Here is a 19,717-nt window from a genome sequence, read left to right as displayed (position 1 = left end):
TCAAACACCTCCTGCAAATTTGTTTAACGGCGTCTGCCCCAGCTCGCCCAAAGTCATCACGTCATGAATATCGCGTATGAGCAAATAGTTGAACGCATACGCCACCGCCAGATGCGCCGGCTTGATCTCCTCGATCGCGGACTTCAAATCCTCCAGATTCGGCGGGATTCCGAGCGTATCCACGAATTTAACCGTGAAGCCCCATTCCTCGGGCTGGAAGGATACCTCGACCGTGCCGCCGTCGTAAGCCTCCGCCACATTTTTCACAAGCGCACCGGAGAAGGTTCCTGCTCCGCGCAGCTTGGACTCCAGCACCGCCCGCCGCTGCTCGACCGGCTTGTTCCGGTCGGTGGGTATGCCGAGCTCCATTTCCCAGCGTACCAGTCCCCAGGTGGCTGTACGGACAAAGAACTGGTCCGCCGCTGAATTCAGCGCTTGATATAGCGCGTCCAACTCGCTGCCCTTGGCATCCATATCGGATAACATGACGCGCGAGGTCTCGTAATAGGCCGGGAGATAAGAAAACAGCTCGCGACCGCGCAAGCTGTTCATTCGGACATTATTCACTTACGCTCACCGTCCCCAGCACCGCTACCTGACCGGAGCCAATTTCAATATTTTGCTGCTCGGTATGGCCGTTAATTGTCAAATCCGAGTAGTCCACAATAATCGGAATATCCAGCAGTACAGCGGCAATTCGCGTGTAACGAACCAACGGATCTTTCCTGTTAAAAGCAATCTGCTGTAAATATGAACGAACACCGTCCTCAATCAGCTTACGGATTTCATCCATCGTCGAGGGCTGCTCCTGCGTGCGCTGCACTTTGACGGAAATATTTATCGCTACTTCCGCTGCGGGCATCACCGTGATAACCGGCCCAGCCGGGGCTACGCCTTCCCCCTGCCCATCCTGGGACGGGTCAATGTGCTGCTGAACGGCATCTACGATATCCTGGCTTGCCGCACGCTTATCCGTATCCAGAAGATACAGCCCGACCGTACCAGGCCCTTTCCACAGCGGCGCCACTTCCACACCGCCAACACCGGCAATCTCATTGGCCCACAGCATATACTGCGCTTTGTTGCCGCTGGTCCCCTGACTGCGAACCTTGGCGTAAAAACGCTCCAGCAGCGACTGGTCGCTTTCGGTATCCGTCCCGCTCCGTGTGGGTTCCGGGTTGGTAACCGATGCTACGCCGCTGACCGACGTCATCATAAGCTGAATAACGCCTGCCGGAACATTCCCGCTGCTGCCCGGTGTAACGGCTCGAATTGCCGCCGTGCCGGTACCCAAGTCACCCAGCGTAACGCCGGATATCGTCATATATTCCACCGAGGACTCCCCGGAACCTTCATCGGCCGGTGTGGCTACATAAGTTCCGGCAGGCACTGTTGTCCCCGGTTTTCCCGTAAACACAGCACTACCAGACGAAGCGACCGCTTCTCGTCTCGTGATCCCATGTTCTGCTGTCCTCAGATCGAGTTCGGCTGACCTGATCTCCGGACGATCACTTGCCACGGTGCTTGCAAAGCCGCGCCGCAGCAGCTCCTGCGCCCACAAGGCCGCCTCGGACAGCATAAATGCCACCGGTGCCTGCGCATCCCAGATAAAAGAGCCCTCCGACTTGTCGATGTCCGAAGGCACTTGATTCAGCATGCGGTTCATAATATTTTCTTCCGTCTGATCCTGCAAATATAACGGCAAGTCTGCCATCAGATCACCACGCTTTCTATAATTTCCGTTTCATCCCGGACACTCGTAATACGGCAGCTGAAACGGCAAGCTTCTCCTTCCCAGGCAAAAAGAAACTGGTCCACGCTCTCCGTCCGCGCATCTGCCAGCAGCGTCTCAGTCACCATGCGCTGAATTTCACTTTCCAGCAAGGCACGGTCGTAGCCTTTGCCGACCAGCTCCTCCAGCTCGCTGCCGTAATCCCGCGTATAGATCAGATGACGGTAACGCGGCGTACGAATCGCTTTTTCACACCAGATGACCCAGGCTTCCTTCTCGTCCGCAACCGGAATCTTCCGGGTGGGTGTCATAATAAACTCGCCAGCTTCAAAATCATACCGCCAGCTCCGTCCAAAAACAGCCCCGTCTCCCTCCAGCACCTCCGGATCCGTGGCATCACTCCAGATCATGTCATCACTTTCCGGAAATAAATTAGCCACCGCTGCTCACCACCTTGCACACAACCACCACGTCATTGCCGCTGTTGACCCGAACGGCGAGCACACGATCCCCCGGCTTCAAGCCTTTTCCCAATTGAAAAAGGGTGTCTTCCATTTCATGCTCTTCCACATCGAACGTCATATCCTGCTGCTGGCCCCCCAGATTGGCGCTGCCAGCAGCCGTATAAGGGGGTAAGGACAACAACCCCGGCAGCTCCGCCACCATATAGTCCTGCAGCTCATGCTTAAAATCATCCAGCTTGAGTCCTGTCGAGGTTATCGTGCCAAGCACGGCCCCCACGCCGCCCACAGCTTGACGAGTTTGCTTGTTTAATGAGGCATACAGGGAGGACGCCAGTTGTCCATAGGGGTCTTTATTCAAGGTAAAACCTCCTTTTTACATCGTCGTAACTCCCCAGCTCCAACATCATGTTACCGGGGCTGCCCAGCTCTCGACTGACGGAAATGACGAGCAGCCTCATCGAACCGAGAATCACCGCATCACCGGCGCGAATCGTATTGATGTCGGGTGCATTGAGGGAAATGGTCTCCCGAATTCCTCTCAATTTATTTCGAGCCAGCTGGCGGGCAGCCGCAGGCGACTTCACTTCATCATCTTGAATAATGGCCTGGAGCTGGCCATATTTAGCGATATCTTTTTCCTCAATCGCCATCACCTTGGACGGAACCTCTTGTCCCGTCTCACTTGCGGCCGTTGCCAGCACCTTGACCTTGGTCGCCGCACCCTCCAGCGTCCGCGATTGCGTGGTATCGGCTAAAGCCTCCAGGATATACACATCTCGATTCGTTCCAAGCTCATACAGCTCCAGCCCGGAAGAGATCATTCTCGGGTGGTACAGCTTGCCGCCGGCTTTGGCCGTTTCCCGCAGATCAGCGAACATACTTGCGTAGATCGACTGCGTGCGGTAAACGGAACGTCCCAGCTGCTTCTCGGTATCCGGCAAAACCGCAATTTTTAGGTTCCAGTCGGCTGCGTACTTTTTGAACCGCTGGGTGGCCGTCTGCTTCGCCGGGAACAGGTACTCATCCTCTGATTTGTCCAGATAGACCGTACGGTCGTACAGTGTGAGGGTCATTCGCTTCACCCCGTTATTCGAAGTTTCCACTTCCCACACGACAGCCGGGTGCAGCAGGGGGACATAATCCTTCTTGCCGTAAGGAATTCCGCTGATACGGATTGCCATTCCCGGCGAGATCGGCGGCATATCCGGCGTTACGACCAGATTGACGGTCCCCTGATAGGCAACTTGTTCAAGCGAATCCCGCAGATGGATAGCTTCTACTAAGGGAGATAAATCGTACTGATCCTGCAAAATCACCTTGTAACTCATGACAACACCAGCTTCTGTCCAGGCTTGATGGCGTTCGGATCTTTACCGATCATCTTCTGGTTCAGCTTGTAGATCTGGTTCCATTTTGAGCTGTCCCCGAGCTCCAGCTTGGCGATTTTGGAGAGTGAGTCCCCTGACTTCACAATGTAGGTTTTGTTCTTTTCCTTCATGTCTGCCCGAGGCTTTTTATTCGCTCCCGCTGCCCCGCTGCTGCCCGCTGTTTTGGCTACCTTCATATCGCTCCAGGTCCGAAGCGTGATATCAAAATACACATCCCCGACCTCGCCGCCACGGAACGTGGACTGATGGGAAGCAACATACACCGGCACATTCACCGCCGTCTCGGTAATGACGAACTGCAGCGGCGTTTTATACGCCAGAAACTCGTTAAGTTTATTCATCGCGGTTTGGGGTTTAATATGATCCTTCTTATCCCCCTTGCAGAATGCTGCATCATACTCTTGCGGGAAAAATGAAGAAAACGAAATCTCCTTGATCCGATTGCCCTGGGGAAAATCAAACTCTCCATAGTTAAGAATCGTGGCCGTTTCCAGGCCCTTTTGCCGTGAAATGGTCACCTCTTCGGGATTAACCGGGAATATGAACGTCATGCCCTTTCCATTCTTCAAAAGAAACTCCACCTTGGGCCCCCTCCTTTCTGTATGGATGCGTTCCGCCCCTTTCATGCCTGTCATTATCGATTATCCTCAATAGGCCATCGGGGTCGGCTTCCGGTTCTGCGCCGCCTTGCTGAATTCGGCTCTCAGCCTCTGCCCAATCAGAAGGATCAAGCCTTCGACATCGACAGGGTGTTCCTCATGAACCGTAACCTGCACCGCACCTGGAGGAAGATTGTAGTTGACGGTTGTCTCCGTTTTGAAGTCCATCAGCAAGCCGGATATGGTGCTCATCTGGTCCGGACTAATCTGAACGGACTGCGGGGACGTTGGCTTCCCGGCAAAAGCCTGGTTCTGGGCAGCACTTGCAGGCGGCCCAAAAGTACTCATGCTTGCAGCATGACTAGGCGGCACATAGGAACCATACATCGGATTCAGAGCTGGGTTCGGCAGCAGCGGCTTGTTGAAATCAGCCGGCGCTGGTTTCGGAATGATGGGAGCAGGAAGAGCAGCCACGTTGGAATTAGGAGGCGGCGACTTTGGAGCCTCCTTCGGCTTGACTGCTTCCTCGTCTTTTTTTCCAAAGGAAAACGTCTTGGAGAACCATGCCGATACCTTCTCCTTGCTCTCATTAAACTTTTCGCTGATGCCCGTTATGGCACCGCCTACCTTCTCGCCAACAAAACTTCCAACGGTGCCGCCGAGCGTCGATCCAATCAAGGTCCCTGCAACCGGGATCACGGAGCCGACAATTCCGCCAATTGTGCTTCCAATGCCGCCGCCAACGGCAGAGCCCATGGCTTGATTGCGCTCTTTCCCTGGTTTAGCGGTAGCGATTGCGGCCGCATCGGCTATATATCCTAACGGACCAAGGGCCCGTTTACCAAGACCCTTCATTAAACCGGAGCCTAGGCCGTTTTTGCCGGCATTTTTCACTGCGTTTGCTGTGCTGCCATCGGCCGCCTGTTTTACGGCGTCTGATCCTGCACCCGTCTTGCTAGCACCTGCCAAACCTCCGGAAACGATGCCGCTGGCACCACCGCCGCCGAACATATCCTTGGCAAAATCTGAGGCCTTCTTAAGTAATTCCACTGCCCCCTTTCCCGTTGATCCAACGTTTTCTATAAAGTCCCCTGTTTTTTCAGCTCTGTTAAAAGCCTTGCCCCACTTCGTTAAAGGTTTCTCCGCTTGTTCAGTTTTGGGAACAGCAGCCGTGTTTTGATTCGCCTGACGCCCCCTATTTCTGGAGCCTACCCTTCGTTCTTTGTTGACCTCAGCGGGCTTGTTATCAGCAGGTTTATCTTTACTCCAGGCCTCGCGCATCTTCTGGTGTTTATCTTTCATTTGGCCCGTGCCACGCATAGTGGAACCAACCAACGCTACGTTCCCCAATATACCTATCGCCGTATCCCAACCAGATTTTTTCCCGCTCCCGCCTGCAGGCTTTATCGCCCCAAGCGAACTCGTAAGCTGAATCACAGCCTCCGTATTCGCCTTCAAGGCATCGATCATGGGAGTAAAATCAAGCCCCGATGCCCGCAAATCCACCATAACACTCGCCTGGATTTGCTTCTGCACACTTAAGTTCAGATTGGTATCGATCTGCTTCTGCACGTTCAGCTTCACATTGGCCGAGGCCTGGATCACCTGCGACTTCACCCGCTGCATCTTGGCAAGCAGGTTGTCCAGCCCTTTCGAGGCGCTGTCCTTCAGCACGATTTCAGGCGCCATGCGGGTGCGCCCGATACGCATGACGCGTCCCTGGATCCGCTCAAAATAACGCTCCATCGCCCGCAACTCACGGTTGGCCTTGATCACGTTTTTCGGATCGATGACCAGATTCATGCGGTAGTTCATGGCTTCAGCCATTTCATTTCACCTCCTGTTCACTTCAAGCTCTGACCGGCCATGCCCTCCATCTCCTCCTGGGAGAAGGCAAGCAGCAGCAGCCGCTCGCCTCGCGGCAGCAGCCAAAAATCTCCGGGACGAAGGTGATGCCGGACCCACAGATGGTACAGCATCGTTGTCATTCCCCCGGAGCCGATCAGTTTTTTAGGTCAGCAATCTCGACCCCGAAGCCGGAAAGCTCCAGCACCTTATCGCCTACGGCATCCAGTTCACCCGCCAGCAGCATGCGGCGGACCGCCTGCTCTCCGCCCGACAGCTTCAAGCGGCTGGTAATCCGGGAATCACCCCAGCCGCTAAGCGTCAGACCCTTTACGGACAAGCTGCTGGTGGCCTCGGAGATCAGCAATGCATTAAAAGTCTCCGTATCCACCTTCTCGTCCACCGCGCCTTTGATCGTCCGGCGGACTGTGCAGCGCTCGCGGATGCTGTCCACTTTACTAGAGGTCAAGCCTTGCAGTACCATCTGCATATCCAGCCGCTTAATGCGTACGGTTTCCTCCGGCAGCTTCTCCGCCGCCTCAAACAGACCATCCAAAATTTGCTCTTCGCTCATGTTCTCGTTTAAACTCATGCGTCTATCTCCTTTATGAATCAAGTAATCAAATCAAATCGGTGCCCTCAATGGGGCTGCTGCGCGAGCCAATGTCTGTTCCGATGAAGGATTGAAGGGTACAGTAGTGTACAACTGCTAATAATCCCCTACCTTCAAACGCATGAGGAAATGGGCAGAACGAATCCGTACATGCACCCACTCCCTCTATGCTTAACTTCAGTTGTCATAACCAACATAGCATTCATCAAAATCATCCAGCGGCTAGCCACCGGCTCCCATCGTTTGGACCCTACTCTTAAAGCGGACCCAGCAGACGCTATTTCGAATAAATGGGTTGTTTTTAGGAACTGAACGGACCCACGATCCGCTATTTCCGCGAAAACACAATAAAAGTGCCAATAATAGACCCAATAGCGCATCTCATGTCCGCTAAATCTAAAATTATGGCAATATCCCAAGACATAACGGAACCAGAGTCCGCTACTCAAAAGACACAAATAGAAGTACACCCGTAAAGGGGACACGCTGCACTCTGAGGAGCCATTGGCGTCCTAAAACGAACAGACCCCGACTCTACAACTTGCACACATTTAGTCTATCCCTCTTAATCCCCCTGAATCGGATCCAGCAGCTCATACCCCTCGAAGGTGAAGGAAGTTTCTTCCTGCACTTCCTCACCCGCTGTCCAGTTGGCCAGCTGGATTTTGTCCGGCATGCAGCGGATCAGGCGAACGCGCTCATGACCGTAGGATTCGGGATCATCCAGCTTGGAGATGATATCGAATTTGGTGAAGCCGCGGGAGATCATATCGGAGGTGACCTTGTAGCCGGTCATCGTGCCCGTTCCTTTTTTGCTGCCGTTCTTGTGCACCGTCCAGTCGTTCCCGACCAGCTTCAGCTCGCGCTTCTCCAATTCCACGCTGGCTTCCAGCTTGTTAATATGCGTCTGCCATACCCCGTCAATATACGCCTGGCCATATGTCCCCATAATGACTCTTGAAGCATCCAACATGTTAAGTTCCTCCTCGAATGGTTAGGTTTTAATGGATAGATGACGACCCTGTGGTCGTTCATACCCTCTTGAAAAACAAGTTCAATAACGTCCCATTTACTGCACGTAGAATGTTCCAAACAGCTGCTCCATCACGTCGGTCAGCTTCACGTTCCACTGCAGGAAGACCTGATCGGGTTCCGGCGTGTTCACGGCGGAATCGCCATAATAGGACGGATCGAGAATGACGTCATAGCCATCAGGCTCAATGACATTGCTGAGCGACAACGAAGCGAGATATTCCTTCACGGCGCCAATCAATGCGAGTCGGCCTTCCTCCGTGTTGTTTACCTTGCCGATGTAGGTTTGTTCGGCAGCCAGCTGCAAATCCGCATGGATCGCATCCATGACGCGGATCGAACGGATTTTTTTCCAGGCATTGTTTTGACCTTCTGCCGGACTCACCAGTGTGTTGATTCCGCGCAGCGCTTTTACCTGGCGTCCGTCATAGAAGAGCACGAACACACCGCTGCGTACGGCCAGCTCCTGCTCGGAGCGTGTCCAGCGCCGGGTCACATCCTCAAAAGGCGTTACCGCGTATGTAGCAGATTGATTCAAGCGTTGGCCGGCAATGAGCCCGGCAACATAAGCAGCGGTTTGGGCGGAACTGTAGTTCACGCCGGACAGCCGCACGCCCGTACCGACATTGATAATCCCTTCGTGGTTCAATGCAAGCGAACGATCTGCCGCCAGTTTTGCTGCATCCTTGGAGGTATCGTCCGCAGCGCTCCCTCCGAACACCGCCAGCACGCCGCGTCCCTCTTGGCGGAGGCGCTTCACCCAAGCGGCAAAGCTTTGCAGCAGAGCCATATCGGCCGCATAATCCAGTGCCAGCACGTTGAACTCCTGACCTTCGACCGCATCCTGCATCTCGATGTAATCCGCGTTGGTCAGGCTGCCGTTGCCGCTCTTGCCTCCGGACAGCATGGCACCGCTCACATCGGCGGGAATACCGGCAGCATCCAGCGCTGCAGCCGTTACCCAGAGATTCGCGTCATCCGCATTGATCTGAGCCGCAATCGAAGCGGCTGAACCGTCTTCACTTGTGTAAGAACCCAGCAGCTTGGCGCCTTCATAGATGCGAAGCTCCCGGGCTGCCGGATCAATCAGCGACGGCTGAACGCTGACCGAGAAGCCGTTGCCCCGGCTGCCCGGGTATTTAGCCGTGAGCTTCAGCACATCGGATGGCGTGGCCTCCGCATTTTGAAGCGTAACAGTTGCCGCGGCTGCTGTGTTATCTGCCAGGCGATAAGCCAGCAGCTTCTTCGGACCGCCGAGCAAGGCCAGGTAAAGCGTCTCGTAGGCCGTTGCCCCGTCCTGGTTATCCACAGAATACAGGTCGGCAATCGCAGACTCGCTTCCGATTTCTACGAATTCGCGCACCGGTCCCCAATTGGCCTTGACCGGCACAACGACCGTACCTCGGGCTCCGCCCAAGATCGCCGAAGCGGCCGCCGCCTTGAAATTCATATACAACCCCGGCAATACCGGTTTATTTGTACTTTCCCATGTTCCACCCGCCATGATTAGACCACCTTCGCTTTCATAAATTGTTGGATTTTTTCTTTGACCTCGGCTACCGTGAACAACGCTCCGTCAATTCCATACATGGCGCCTGCGAGCACTTCCGTCCGAACCTCGAACAATTCCTTGGCGTGTGCTTTAAGCTCTGCAAGTGCATATCGCGGAGCGCTGCTGCTCTGGGCTTCCGCCTTGTTTGTTTTTTTCACAGCCATTGTGGCCACCTCACTTTAAAATAGGTTGAATGTTAACGCGCCTGATCAAGGCTGCTTCTTCCGGTGAACGCAGCTTCCGCTGCGCCAGGGTCAGCTTCAGCTGTCCGTCGAGAATGGGATCGGCTTGCATATCGCTCGCAATCTCAACCACCGATGCATAGCGGCGATTCTGTGAATCCAGCAGCAGCTGAACCTGGGTGCCCAGCTCCTCCACAAGCCTTACAGCGGTGAGCTGCTCGCTTCCGGAATCCAGAGCGGCGATGTGCCCGGTGAAGGTTTTGCGGACCTCAACCATCGAAGCACCCGCCATTCGGGTCTCACAACCCGTCATCCGCCATAACATGGCGCAATCGTCCCGCCCTGCCGGCCATGCCGTGTGGTAGATGCTCCAGGAATTGCCCAGCACATCTCCCGTCCAGGCTGCCAGCGCACTCAGCCATTCGTCAGGCTGTCCGGTGAAACCAGCTCCTGAAAGCTCCGGCACATAGACACCGAATCGCATGATTCGGATCATTTTGCCTGTGGATGGATCGAACTTGTCGGCTTCCGGCACACCCAAATAATGCAGCTTGAAGCTGTTCCCGTCTGCTCCGGTAACCCGCTTGCGGTGAAGTCCCGGAATTAATTGATTCGCCCAGCGATCCAGCTGCAGCAATTCGGAAGGATTCGCATACAGCTTCAAGCGAACCACCTGCCGGTACCCCGCCCATGAGGATTTCCATACGTCCTCACCGAGCGTGATGGCCGCAAAAAGAGGCTCAACGGCCCCATCCGGCGGGTATACATCATACACGCGGCCTTCAAGCTCCGGAATGATGCCTACAACGGCCTGCCTGACCGCCCCTCTCATTCCGCAGATTGCCGGACGGCTTCCGCTCGTTCATCGGACAGGCAGCTTGTCACTACGATCACATTGTGCAACACGGCCCCTCCTTTCTGTTCATATAGGGATCGAAAATGAAGCAATCGAAACTCATCCGAAAGCAAAAAACCGGTCCTCTACAAGGCCGGCCTACATCTACACGATGCGTGTTCGGTATGCTCTTTTGCTTCATTCCCGATAATACAATCTTACACCCCTAAATCGGATACGCTGACGTATCGTTGGACGGTTAAAGCGGAACTTAAAGTGGATTGTCGGCGGAAAAAAGTAAGAACACTTGTTCTTATTTATTGTATAATCCACAACCTCCTTTGAGTTCTAACATCATGGTAAACTGCACACATCTTGAAACAAAAAAACCGAAGCGCCTCTTAGAGGTGCTCCGGTTATCGTTTGCCTGGATCCATTAGCTGAGCGTGTATCAGCTCAAACTTCCATATGCTGTTCTAGCTGGACATGTATCAGCTCAGCTCCGTGTGCTTTTCATGGCTTTTTCCAACTCGTTCAGTTTCAGCAATCCCCTGTCCGCCAAGGCCAAGGCCAGTTTATAGAATGCCCGGGTGCGGATCTTCGTATACGTATCCTTGCTGACCGGCGGTTCGAGGATATGGTTGTACACCTTGTAATCAAATACGTCGTCATGCTTCATATACCGTTCCCGGATCAGGAGCTGTTCCCGCTCGCCAAGCCGTTCCACAATCGATTCGATGGTCTCGCAATACTGCTTCCTCGCCGCTGGAACATCTACATTATATATAGCGACCTTCGCCGTTTGATCCGAGGTTACGTTGGTTGGCCCATGGAACCGTTCCATGTAGGAAGCGGTGACGCTTACCTCTCTTACTTCGAATGTAATGGTTTTATAGATACGATATTTCTCGAATATCGCCTCAACGGCATGCTGGGTTTTTCTGCGATCTAATTCCGGTAAAAATGGATTCATTTTAAAACACTCCCTTTTGAATGTCATTTTCAAAGTTTAATTTGCCATTTGGCAGAAGGTGGTCTCATTCTTACGTTCGTATATTGTTCGTATTTTTTCATTAATATACCACTATTTGGAGAGAGACGTAAACCATCAAAAGGGTGAACTTTTCACGAAAATAGGGATCATAACTCTCGTTTTCTTGCCTTTTGGCAATAATCCTCTCTTTTATTTTACCTGTTGGCAAAGATTGTGAATGTGTTTATACTAGGGGTAGATGTCTCAGATGGACTATGGTGAGGAGTGGCCGGAACGTGGATCACATATTTGGAACATACTTGAAAGAGATCAGGGAGGACAAAGGCTGGAGCATCAATCAGCTGGCACACGCCGCTGACATCAGCGGATCACAGATCTCCCGTATCGAGAACGGGCTGCGGGGCATACCCAAGCCGCAAACCTTGCGCAAGATTGCCGATGCGCTTGAAATCCCCTACGAAGAGCTAATGAATAAAGCAGGCTATCTGCCGACGGATGCCGCACATCAAGATGAAATATCGGCTCCCGCTTGGGCAACCTCCAGGGACAAACGGGATTTTAAGAAAATGCTTGAGGATGACGGTGAGCTGATGTTTGATGGCGTCCCTCTGAATGAAGAGGACAAGCAGCGCATCAAGGACGTGCTGACCGGACTGTTCTGGGAAGCCAAACAGATGAACAAACGCAAGAAATAATCTACTAAATCTACATAATAAGGAGCTATATACCGATTACTACGATTCAACCAATACCAATATTGCAGGTGAACCGGCATGGATGATCAATTACAACCCGTAATCCGCCAGCTGATCAAAAAACATCATACCAACTGCCCTTTTGAAATTGCGGCTTCGCTGGGCATACATATTCGATTTGCAGATTTAGGCCAGACGACCAAAGGGCTGTATTTCCGTAAATTAAGACGGAGATTCATCGTCATTCATAATCAGCTGCCACCACCTTGGCAGCGCTTTGTGTGCGCCCATGAGCTGGGACATGATCGTCTCCATAAGGGAATCAGCCGTTTTTTTCTGGAGGAGCATTCCTATTTCAGCCCCGGCAAACTGGAGCGGCAGGCCAACCGTTTTGCCATCGCCCTGTTGACGGCCAATCTGGCCCCGGGACCGGGAGAATCCTTGCACGAATTCTATCTACGGGCTGGCATCCCACAGGAAATGCTATATTTTTTTAGACTTTAATCGAACATACGTTCTGAATATGTATATCCATATGCCAAAGCTCTAAACAAACTTGAAATCAGACCTAAAAAGTGACGCGAATGATTTCATTTGCACCGCTGGTTGTGTTCATACTTTCCTTACATAAAAAGAAATAGACCGTCCTTTGGTCAGGATAGCGGTCTATTTCTGATCGGATTTCCCATAGCAAGGCCGCCCTTATAGCGGTACCTTGTATCCCGGGATCGTGTTAGCGCACGGTCCCTCTTACATTCTATACACATTAGAACGGAGATGATGCACGAATGCCACGCATCGCCTGAAATACGCGGCTGTCCCTTACTTATCCAGGTGGGACATGTAGTCAAACGCCGTTGTGCCGTACACATTCTTGAAATGTCGGTTCAGATGGGCAAGGTCTGTGAAGCCACACTGGGTAACAGCCTGATAGACATCCCTGCTGTCCTCAATCAGATGTTTGGCGCGCTCCACTTTGCAGTTCAGATAGTACTGATAAGGCGAGAGCCCCGTATTCGCTTTAAAGGAACGGATGAACTGATACTTCGACATCCCGAACTCCCCGCTTAATTCGTCCAGCCTTAGAACATGGTCCAGGTGACCCTGCATCAATTCTTTTGCCTTCCGGGTAAAGATGGTGTCCCTCCTGCCGTCCGGGTTCAGAATATGCTCGTTAAAATGTCCCGCCAAACCCAGCAGCAGCTCGCTGCTCATTGCCTCCGGTCGACCGGTGAAAATCGACTTTGTCACGTCCAGGATGCTTTGCCGAAGTCCGGCATGATACACAACCGGGGACTGAAAACGGACAATATCCTTCTTCTCGATCAATTCCAGGAACAGCTCAGGATGAATGTAGATCATGACATAGTCGATACCCGTCCGTTCCTGCGACCAGCCATCATGATTCTGCTCTGGATGGAACAGCATCACCCCGCTTTGGTAGGAAGCCTGCTGACTGCCATCCAGCGAGTATTTCTGAATGCCGCGCAGGGTTACGCCAAGGGCATACTCCTCGTGGTAATGTTTTTTGTATTTAAAATCAGTCAGGCTCGCGGACAGCGCCGTAATGCCTACCGCTTTTTTATAGATAAACTGCTCCATCTTTCCATCACCCCTTTATGAGCTCAGGTATGCCAGATACGACGATTGCCGAATACAGCAGAAACAAAGCCAGAATCGTGTTGGTCGTTCTCCGATATTTTTGCATAATTCCTTGAAAAAGGCTACCGCACACCGCCCAGGTCATGTACGCAGACAGCCCGATTAGTGATACCGCAACAACAAACGCAGAGATGACAGGGCCTGCCGTATAATATGGCATGACATAACTCGGAATAACCGTGAGGGTGAACAGCACCACCTTCGGATTGAGAAACTGCATAAGAAAACCGGATGTGAAGGATGTCGTTTGGTTACCGGACGACTTGGATACATCCATGGTATACACTTGATATGCAAGATACAGCATAAACAGGCAGCCCGCAATTCGCAGCACCGGCAGAATGAAAGGCATGCTGGACGTCAGCAATTGACCTAATACAACCGAAGCGACAATTAATAGGAAAAAGGCAATCGATGCTCCGGCAATGTAGCGCAGCGTCTTTTTCATGCCAGAATTTTGAACAGAGGCCAATATGACGATATTCGCTGGCCCCGGCGAGAACGCCACAATGACACAGTAAATAAAAAACGACGAAAGGTTCATGATGATAGCTCCTTACAAAGGAATTTCCTTTGCCATTATAGAGCCGGTTGCGCTGCGGGGCATAGTACATTATTGCAGCAGAACAAGAGCCGCACCAAGCACTTGGCACAGCTCTTCTCTAAGAATCCTATATGGTTGACGCACTTAGTTGCCGGACTGATGAATCCTTGGCTGTTCCTGCGCATGCGCGCTGCCTGACAAATTCAGCAGCACTACACCCGCAATTATAAGCAGGATGGAGAAGACCTTCAATCCATTGATCTGCTCCGCAAAAAACATATATCCGATAAGCGTAATAATAAGAATGCCAAGACCTGACCAAATCGCATATGCCACCGAGATTTCAATCTGCTTCAGACTCAGCGTCAGAAAGCTCAGGCTGCAGATGTAGAATACAACCAGCAGCACGCTGGGCAGCGGTTTGCTGAACCCTTCCGACAGTTTCATATTCAGGGTACCCGCCACCTCAAACACAATCGCCAAACCTAAATACAACCAATGCATAATCTTACGACCCCTCCCGTTTATCCGCGGCGATGCCAAACAGTAATATATCCATGATGGACTCCAGCAGTTCTCCCAGCGGCAATTGATGCTTAACCGTCGCTCTCGAGTCATAAATCTGATGAAGCGACCCGAGGTACAGATCAATGAACACCGGCAGATGGATTCTCTTTAGACTTCCTTCCGCCATCCCCTGCTCCATCAGCTCGCTGACAATACCCCATTCTTCTCTGAAAAAGGTGTCCAGCTTCTCCCATTGCGGATAATGCGACCGTTTCAAATCCGGCAGCATCCCCAAATCCATCTTCTCCATCTCCTGAGGCAGACAGATCAGAATTTGGCGAAGCTTCTCCGGAATGGTAAGCTCCTCATCCGCTGCAATGTCACGTTCCTGTTCCTGGATATGCCGGATCATTCCATCAATGATATGTTCAACAATCTCTTCCTTGGAAGAGAAATGCTCATAAATCGTCCGTTTGCTGATGGCAAGTTCTCGGGCCAGGTCACTAACGGTGAAGGTGAAGCCCTGCCGCTGAATCAATCGCATCGTTTCATTCAATATTCGCTCACGCAAGTGAATACTCCCCCGCTTCTGGTACTATAAATACTATATCAGTACCAATAGTATTATAACGCCAAACTCGGCATTAAATCCAGACATCCTTACAAAAATATGAAGAATGGCCTGTTCCACACTCAGGTATAGCCTTGAAATCCCACCAAAAAAAGATATCCCAAAAGGTCCATAAAGACCCTTCAGGATATCCCCGGCTTAGTTGCTGCAAAATGAATTCTTCTTAATCAAAGCGCACATCGCCAATCTCGAACCACGGAAAATACCCGGCTGCCACATAAGCGCAGCAGGCTGCGGCCGCCAGCAAGCCGATCACCAGCAGATCATACCGCGAATAACGTGACGGATAATAATACGTCCGGGCCTTCACCTGGTCCCCGTTAAACTGCTTCGCCTCCATTGCCGCAGCCACCCGGTGTGCCCGGCGGATGCTCTGCGCCAGCAGCGGCACCACGTACATCCCCGCACGGTTGACCATGTCACGCACGCCCCGAATCGGGCGAACTCCCCTTACTTTCAAGGCTTGACGGCGAATCACAAACTCCTCCCACACCATGGGCAGAAGCCGTATCGAAGCCATGAAGCTGTACGCATACTTGGGCGCAAGCCGCAGCCTCTGCATCAGGCTGTAGAATAAATCCACGGAGGACGTTGTCGTTACAAGGAGCAGTCCCTCCGAGGCAAAAGCAATCCCCTTAAACCCCAGATGCAGTCCCCGGTAGAAGCTTTCTTCCGATACCCGGAACAACCCCCACTCCCACCAGAGAGTCTCCCCTTTGCCGAACAGCATCATGGAAGAGGACGAAGATATAAAGGCAAGCAGAAACGGAATGAAGAAGAGCAGCATCTTCCACGGTTTAACCCCACTCAGCACCACCAGACAGACCATAAATACCAGTGCCTGATACATCATGAAATCAAGATCATGGGTCAGCACCGTCATGAAAAAGAGGGCAAAAATAAGGCCGAGCTTCACCACCGGATTGGCCCGGTGCAGCCAAGTGATCCGTACAGGGTTCCATATATTCATGAATTCACCCCCGTGAGGTGAGCTGCGCTTGCGGAGGAGGGATCGTAGGATTCTCCGGCCCGGTTCAATCCATCATCCTCCTGCCGGGATTCCGCACCGGTACACAATCGGGGTGAAGCCATGCTCGAGGTCAGCTGACCTTCCCGAATTTCCCATATATGCGTGGCGACCCGCTGCGCAATCTCCATCTCATGGGTCACCATGAGAATGGCGGTTCCCGTGCGGCGCAGCCGCTCGCACATCTCCAGAATCGCAAACGTATTCCGCGCGTCCTGACCGAAGGTCGGCTCATCCAGGAGCAGAACTTCCGGCTGTCTGGCCATCGCAGTGGCAACGCTTAAGCGCCGCTTCTGACCGGTTGACAGCTGATAGGGATGCCTGTTCTCCATTCCGCTTAGTCCGAAGCGTTCGAGACAGCGATCGGCTTGGGCCTTCGCTTCCTCCGCAGGCATGTTATCCACCAGTAAGGAGTAAACAACCTCGTCGCCAATACGCTCCGTCAGAAACTGAAGCTCCGGATTCTGAAACACGAATCCGATTTGACGGAGCTGCTGTTCTCTCTTCTTCCGCACCTTTCTCGCCTTGCCTTGCACAACCTCTTCCCCGCAGAGCACGTAGGTCCCTTGCGCGCGCAGCAGTCCCATCAGACTGAGAAGAAACGAGCTTTTCCCCGCTCCGTTCGGCCCTACCACCGCAATAAATTCTGCCCGATAAACTTCTGCCGAAGGGAGAGAAATCACAGGTTTATCCCATCTCAGTCCCTTGAAATCCTCTAAACGGATCACAGGCTCTCCATCTAAAGGGTAAGGCAGGGCAGCCTCGTGCAGGAGATTCCCCAGATCTTCGCCATAGGCATCAACCGGAGCAAACAATTCCCGGCCGGCCCGGGTCTGAGCATAATCTTCCCACACGCCGGGATACCAGATTCCATAGGATTTAAGCTCGCACTCATACTTAGCAAATACTGCCGCCGGCGGTCCATCGCCCAGAATAACGCCATCCGGACTGAACAGAACGACACGATCCACGTATTTCGCCATCTCTTCGATCCGGTGCTCGACGATGATCAGTGTACGTCCTTCCGATACGGATTTCACCGCATCCCAGATCTGCTCCCGTCCTTCCGGGTCAAGCAGTGCGGACGGCTCGTCAAGGAACAGCACCTCCGGCTCCAGCAGCAGGGCGGAAGCCAGCGCCAGCCTCTGCTTCATCCCTTGCGACAGATGGCCGATCGGCAGATGAAGCTCCTCCAAATTCAGCCCTACCTCATGCAGCGCCGCTTGCATCCGTTCCTTCATCTCGTCTCGGGGAATACTCAGATTCTCCAGTACAAAGGCCAGCTCCTCATCCACATACGGCATACAAAACTGCGTATCCGGGTCTTGAAATACGTATCCCCAGGAGCGCGGGACAATCTGTGCCTCACACTTCATCGGCACTTCCGTAGCGCGGGGAATCATTCCGCTAAGCACCTGGAGCAGCGTGGATTTGCCGCATCCGCTCGGACCAAGCAGCAGCACCTTTTCCCCGCGGGCTGCCGAGAACGAGAGATCTTTGAACATCAGCCTCTCTTCCCCGGGATACTTCAAGCGCAGTCCCTCCACCTGCACAGCCTGCTCCTGTTGAACCTCAGCGGACTGAGCCGGAAATAGGCTTACCGTGGCATTAGACATGGCGCGCATCATCCAGCGCTTCGTAATCCTTCTTCGACGCGGGACGCAGCAGAGACGTTACGCCTGTGCGATCCAGCGCCTTGGCCAAGAGCAGCATTAACAGACCTGCAATAACTGCACCGCTGATTACCCGCATACCGTATTTGGCCAGGAACATCCATGTCTGCAGATCATCCGTATAGCTGTAATAAAAGTCCATCATCATCGAACCGATGGCCGCTCCGGCCCCGGCAATCACCAAGGTCCACGCTGAGGTACTCCGATAGCGGAACGCCGCGAATACCAACTCTGCCCCCAGTCCTTGAATCAAGCCATATAACAATAGAGTCAATCCCCAGCCGCTGCCAAACAGCACCTCCACGTGGGCCGCAGCCACTTCCGCGATGATGGCCACGCCCGGCTTGCGAATTAACAAATAAGCCAGCGTAGCTGCCGCAAACCACATGCCGTAGAGCAGCTCATCCGCTTCAAAAAACAACGGTTTAAAAAGATTATAGACCGACCCCCAGAAGTGATAAATCACGCCAAACACAAGCGATACCAGCACCGTCACCAAAATATCGCTTAACCGCAGCCCTCTTCTGGGCTGAACCCCCAACTTCTCTTGCATTGATGTTCCCATAACAACCTGTACCCCTCTCCACCGCTATTTTTGTGTAAACACAACAAAAAACCGTCTGGAAAAACGCGCAGACGGAAAAATAGGCCCTATGTAGGCAGGGTCGGATATTCTCTACGCTGGCATTACCCAGTTCAGATTAACGGTCAACAGCGGATAATAGCTGCAATCTCAGCCTGATTCACTCAAGCCCCCGTATTCCCTATTCGGTTTTATGTTAATTTTAAAATACAGGTCCGCTCCAGAATTTGCAAGAACCTTTTTTCAAATATGGCTATTTATTGATTTCCATCTCATTCTATGTCAATATCAGAGTGATTGGCTTTTCCACCATCGTTATATTGCTTACACCTATGCACAAAGGAGAATGACATGGCTAAACAATTGCTGCGTCTGATGACTGAGCTCTCCTCCCGAAAATGGTTGTCCCGAATGATGGGGCATTGTTCCCACAGCCGGCTGAGCCGTCATCTAATACCTGCATTTATACGAATCTATCAAATTCCGGCTCATGAAGCGGAGAAAGAGATCCACGAATACCGCTCATTGAACGAGTTCTTTTCCCGCCGGTTAAAAATAGGCCTGCGTGCCATCGATGACACCGTCGATGCCATGGTAAGCCCTGTCGATGCCACTATTTCAGCAATGTGCGCCATTCATGCCGGCACCATTCTGAGTGTCAAGGGACAGGATTACACCCTGAGCGAGCTGCTCGCGAAATCCCCGAGAATGGAAAACTATATAAACGGTTATGCATTCGTATTGTATTTAAGCCCAACAGATTATCACCGCATCCATTCACCCGTAACCGGTGTTCAGGCGGAAAGCGAGCATCTGAAGGGGAAGGTTTACCCCGTGAATGACTTTGCGATGACCCATATCCGAACTGTGCTGAGCCGCAATGAGCGTCTCATTACCTACATTGCCCATGAATTCGGAGAAGTTGCCGTCGTGAAGGTGGGCGCAATGAACGTGAGCAGCATCCGTTACGCCGATGAGAGCGTTAAGAAATGGCAGATCGGCGATGAACTCGCGTATTTTGAATTCGGCTCTACCGTTGTGCTTTTGACGGAGAACGGCACGTTTAGCCCTCGTGGCGACCTGGAGCCCGGCTCCAAAGTAAAAATGGGAGAATTACTCGGTTTGCTGCACCCCTCCACGGCCAAAAAAGGGTAATTCC

General features: G+C 52.5%; 24 protein-coding genes and 1 riboswitch. Of the genes, 3 read left to right on the top strand and 21 right to left on the bottom strand.

What is annotated here, in order from left to right; translation table 11 throughout:
* From B9D94_RS04360 to B9D94_RS04300, 14 genes are all read right to left on the bottom strand, one after another.
* Positions 1-567 carry a YmfQ family protein gene (locus tag B9D94_RS04360; protein WP_006212536.1) on the bottom strand — a complete coding sequence of 189 codons (567 nt, stop codon included), beginning with the start codon at positions 565-567 and terminating at the stop codon, positions 1-3.
* The gene (locus B9D94_RS04355; protein WP_148246509.1) at positions 560-1,714 is read right to left on the bottom strand and encodes a baseplate J/gp47 family protein; all 1,155 of its coding nucleotides are present in this window, start codon (positions 1,712-1,714) and stop codon (positions 560-562) included. Before B9D94_RS04355 ends, B9D94_RS04360 begins: the two co-directional genes overlap by 8 nt.
* Positions 1,714-2,172 (bottom strand): DUF2634 domain-containing protein, encoded by a 459-nt coding sequence (locus B9D94_RS04350; protein ID WP_036644630.1) that lies wholly within the window; start codon positions 2,170-2,172, stop codon positions 1,714-1,716. Before B9D94_RS04350 ends, B9D94_RS04355 begins: the two co-directional genes overlap by 1 nt.
* Positions 2,165-2,554, bottom strand: coding sequence for a hypothetical protein (locus tag B9D94_RS04345; RefSeq protein WP_036644632.1), 390 nt, complete (start codon positions 2,552-2,554; stop codon positions 2,165-2,167). The genes B9D94_RS04350 and B9D94_RS04345 overlap by 8 nt, the downstream gene beginning before the upstream one ends.
* Positions 2,547-3,524: an XkdQ/YqbQ family protein gene (locus B9D94_RS04340; protein WP_148246508.1), complete on the bottom strand. Its 978-nt coding sequence runs from the start codon at positions 3,522-3,524 to the stop codon at positions 2,547-2,549. Before B9D94_RS04340 ends, B9D94_RS04345 begins: the two co-directional genes overlap by 8 nt.
* Positions 3,521-4,165 carry a LysM peptidoglycan-binding domain-containing protein gene (locus B9D94_RS04335; RefSeq protein WP_006212541.1) on the bottom strand — a complete coding sequence of 215 codons (645 nt, stop codon included), beginning with the start codon at positions 4,163-4,165 and terminating at the stop codon, positions 3,521-3,523. The genes B9D94_RS04340 and B9D94_RS04335 overlap by 4 nt, the downstream gene beginning before the upstream one ends.
* 66 nt (positions 4,166-4,231) lie before the next feature.
* Entirely contained in the window at positions 4,232-6,010 is a 1,779-nt protein-coding gene (locus tag B9D94_RS04330) for a hypothetical protein (protein ID WP_063477716.1), read from the bottom strand.
* A 17-nt stretch (positions 6,011-6,027) separates the two neighbouring features.
* Complete coding sequence (locus B9D94_RS31740; RefSeq protein WP_006212543.1) at positions 6,028-6,162, bottom strand: hypothetical protein; 135 nt, start codon at positions 6,160-6,162, stop codon at positions 6,028-6,030.
* Positions 6,163-6,185: 23 nt separating this feature from the next.
* Positions 6,186-6,620, bottom strand: coding sequence for a phage tail assembly chaperone (locus B9D94_RS04325; protein WP_006212544.1), 435 nt, complete (start codon positions 6,618-6,620; stop codon positions 6,186-6,188).
* Between the two features lie 586 nt (positions 6,621-7,206).
* Positions 7,207-7,614 carry a phage tail tube protein gene (locus tag B9D94_RS04320; protein WP_006212545.1) on the bottom strand — a complete coding sequence of 136 codons (408 nt, stop codon included), beginning with the start codon at positions 7,612-7,614 and terminating at the stop codon, positions 7,207-7,209.
* A gap of 96 nt (positions 7,615-7,710) precedes the next feature.
* Positions 7,711-9,177: a phage tail sheath family protein gene (locus B9D94_RS04315; RefSeq protein ID WP_148246507.1), complete on the bottom strand. Its 1,467-nt coding sequence runs from the start codon at positions 9,175-9,177 to the stop codon at positions 7,711-7,713.
* A 2-nt stretch (positions 9,178-9,179) separates the two neighbouring features.
* Complete coding sequence (locus tag B9D94_RS04310) at positions 9,180-9,389, bottom strand: YqzN/YkzM domain-containing protein (protein ID WP_006212548.1); 210 nt, start codon at positions 9,387-9,389, stop codon at positions 9,180-9,182.
* A 10-nt stretch (positions 9,390-9,399) separates the two neighbouring features.
* Positions 9,400-10,239: a hypothetical protein gene (locus tag B9D94_RS04305; protein ID WP_006212549.1), complete on the bottom strand. Its 840-nt coding sequence runs from the start codon at positions 10,237-10,239 to the stop codon at positions 9,400-9,402.
* A gap of 499 nt (positions 10,240-10,738) precedes the next feature.
* The gene (locus B9D94_RS04300) at positions 10,739-11,215 is read right to left on the bottom strand and encodes an ArpU family phage packaging/lysis transcriptional regulator (RefSeq protein ID WP_148246506.1); all 477 of its coding nucleotides are present in this window, start codon (positions 11,213-11,215) and stop codon (positions 10,739-10,741) included.
* A gap of 296 nt (positions 11,216-11,511) precedes the next feature.
* Here B9D94_RS04300 and B9D94_RS04295 point away from each other — a divergent pair, with 296 nt between their 5' ends.
* On the top strand, positions 11,512-11,931 hold the full coding sequence (locus B9D94_RS04295) for a helix-turn-helix domain-containing protein (RefSeq protein WP_006212551.1): 420 nt from the start codon (positions 11,512-11,514) through the stop codon (positions 11,929-11,931).
* Between the two features lie 78 nt (positions 11,932-12,009).
* Complete coding sequence (locus B9D94_RS04290) at positions 12,010-12,435, top strand: ImmA/IrrE family metallo-endopeptidase (protein WP_006212552.1); 426 nt, start codon at positions 12,010-12,012, stop codon at positions 12,433-12,435.
* Between the two features lie 318 nt (positions 12,436-12,753).
* On the opposite strand, the gene B9D94_RS04285 is transcribed toward B9D94_RS04290, so the two are convergent.
* The 7 genes from B9D94_RS04285 to B9D94_RS04255 all read right to left on the bottom strand — a co-directional run bounded on the left by B9D94_RS04285 (position 12,754) and on the right by B9D94_RS04255 (position 18,540).
* On the bottom strand, positions 12,754-13,533 hold the full coding sequence (locus B9D94_RS04285) for an AraC family transcriptional regulator (RefSeq protein ID WP_148246505.1): 780 nt from the start codon (positions 13,531-13,533) through the stop codon (positions 12,754-12,756).
* A 7-nt stretch (positions 13,534-13,540) separates the two neighbouring features.
* Complete coding sequence (locus tag B9D94_RS04280) at positions 13,541-14,137, bottom strand: LysE family translocator (protein ID WP_036644642.1); 597 nt, start codon at positions 14,135-14,137, stop codon at positions 13,541-13,543.
* A gap of 144 nt (positions 14,138-14,281) precedes the next feature.
* A complete protein-coding gene (locus B9D94_RS04275) occupies positions 14,282-14,641 on the bottom strand; it encodes a DMT family transporter (RefSeq protein ID WP_006212555.1) in 360 nt (119 codons plus the stop codon).
* A gap of 4 nt (positions 14,642-14,645) precedes the next feature.
* A complete protein-coding gene (locus tag B9D94_RS04270) occupies positions 14,646-15,215 on the bottom strand; it encodes a TetR/AcrR family transcriptional regulator (protein WP_036644645.1) in 570 nt (189 codons plus the stop codon).
* 223 nt (positions 15,216-15,438) lie between these two features.
* Positions 15,439-16,245, bottom strand: a complete 807-nt coding sequence (locus tag B9D94_RS04265) for an energy-coupling factor transporter transmembrane component T family protein (protein ID WP_148246504.1) — start codon at positions 16,243-16,245, stop codon at positions 15,439-15,441.
* A complete protein-coding gene (locus B9D94_RS04260) occupies positions 16,242-17,918 on the bottom strand; it encodes an ABC transporter ATP-binding protein (RefSeq protein ID WP_081742877.1) in 1,677 nt (558 codons plus the stop codon). Before B9D94_RS04260 ends, B9D94_RS04265 begins: the two co-directional genes overlap by 4 nt.
* Entirely contained in the window at positions 17,911-18,540 is a 630-nt protein-coding gene (locus B9D94_RS04255) for an ECF transporter S component (protein WP_036644649.1), read from the bottom strand. The genes B9D94_RS04260 and B9D94_RS04255 overlap by 8 nt, the downstream gene beginning before the upstream one ends.
* Before the next feature lie 91 nt (positions 18,541-18,631).
* A riboswitch (TPP riboswitch) is annotated at positions 18,632-18,744 on the bottom strand.
* 165 nt (positions 18,745-18,909) lie between these two features.
* Here B9D94_RS04255 and asd point away from each other — a divergent pair.
* Positions 18,910-19,713, top strand: a complete 804-nt coding sequence (gene asd, locus B9D94_RS04250) for an archaetidylserine decarboxylase (RefSeq protein ID WP_006212559.1) — start codon at positions 18,910-18,912, stop codon at positions 19,711-19,713.
* Positions 19,714-19,717 lie beyond the last annotated feature (4 nt).

Source organism: Paenibacillus sp. Cedars, from assembly GCF_003184205.1.
GTDB lineage: Bacteria > Bacillota > Bacilli > Paenibacillales > Paenibacillaceae > Paenibacillus_AQ > Paenibacillus_AQ glucanolyticus.
This window is presented reverse-complemented; position numbering and strand designations above follow the sequence as displayed.

What these genes read in the sequence shown, in the direction of transcription:
- B9D94_RS04355 (WP_148246509.1), bottom strand. Translation starts at nt 1,714, where the DNA reads ATGGCAGACTTGCCGTTATATTTGCAGGATCAGACGGAAGAAAATATT.
- B9D94_RS04340 (WP_148246508.1), bottom strand. Translation starts at nt 3,524, where the DNA reads ATGAGTTACAAGGTGATTTTGCAGGATCAGTACGATTTATCTCCCTTA.
- B9D94_RS04330 (WP_063477716.1), bottom strand. Translation starts at nt 6,010, where the DNA reads ATGGCTGAAGCCATGAACTACCGCATGAATCTGGTCATCGATCCGAAA.
- B9D94_RS31740 (WP_006212543.1), bottom strand. Translation starts at nt 6,162, where the DNA reads ATGCTGTACCATCTGTGGGTCCGGCATCACCTTCGTCCCGGAGATTTT.
- B9D94_RS04325 (WP_006212544.1), bottom strand. Translation starts at nt 6,620, where the DNA reads ATGAGTTTAAACGAGAACATGAGCGAAGAGCAAATTTTGGATGGTCTG.
- B9D94_RS04320 (WP_006212545.1), bottom strand. Translation starts at nt 7,614, where the DNA reads ATGTTGGATGCTTCAAGAGTCATTATGGGGACATATGGCCAGGCGTAT.
- B9D94_RS04315 (WP_148246507.1), bottom strand. Translation starts at nt 9,177, where the DNA reads ATGGCGGGTGGAACATGGGAAAGTACAAATAAACCGGTATTGCCGGGG.
- B9D94_RS04310 (WP_006212548.1), bottom strand. Translation starts at nt 9,389, where the DNA reads ATGGCTGTGAAAAAAACAAACAAGGCGGAAGCCCAGAGCAGCAGCGCT.
- B9D94_RS04305 (WP_006212549.1), bottom strand. Translation starts at nt 10,239, where the DNA reads ATGAGAGGGGCGGTCAGGCAGGCCGTTGTAGGCATCATTCCGGAGCTT.
- B9D94_RS04300 (WP_148246506.1), bottom strand. Translation starts at nt 11,215, where the DNA reads ATGAATCCATTTTTACCGGAATTAGATCGCAGAAAAACCCAGCATGCC.
- B9D94_RS04290 (WP_006212552.1), top strand. Translation starts at nt 12,010, where the DNA reads ATGGATGATCAATTACAACCCGTAATCCGCCAGCTGATCAAAAAACAT.
- B9D94_RS04285 (WP_148246505.1), bottom strand. Translation starts at nt 13,533, where the DNA reads ATGGAGCAGTTTATCTATAAAAAAGCGGTAGGCATTACGGCGCTGTCC.
- B9D94_RS04280 (WP_036644642.1), bottom strand. Translation starts at nt 14,137, where the DNA reads ATGAACCTTTCGTCGTTTTTTATTTACTGTGTCATTGTGGCGTTCTCG.
- B9D94_RS04275 (WP_006212555.1), bottom strand. Translation starts at nt 14,641, where the DNA reads ATGCATTGGTTGTATTTAGGTTTGGCGATTGTGTTTGAGGTGGCGGGT.
- B9D94_RS04265 (WP_148246504.1), bottom strand. Translation starts at nt 16,245, where the DNA reads ATGAATATATGGAACCCTGTACGGATCACTTGGCTGCACCGGGCCAAT.
- B9D94_RS04260 (WP_081742877.1), bottom strand. Translation starts at nt 17,918, where the DNA reads ATGTCTAATGCCACGGTAAGCCTATTTCCGGCTCAGTCCGCTGAGGTT.
- B9D94_RS04255 (WP_036644649.1), bottom strand. Translation starts at nt 18,540, where the DNA reads ATGGGAACATCAATGCAAGAGAAGTTGGGGGTTCAGCCCAGAAGAGGG.
- asd (WP_006212559.1), top strand. Translation starts at nt 18,910, where the DNA reads ATGGCTAAACAATTGCTGCGTCTGATGACTGAGCTCTCCTCCCGAAAA.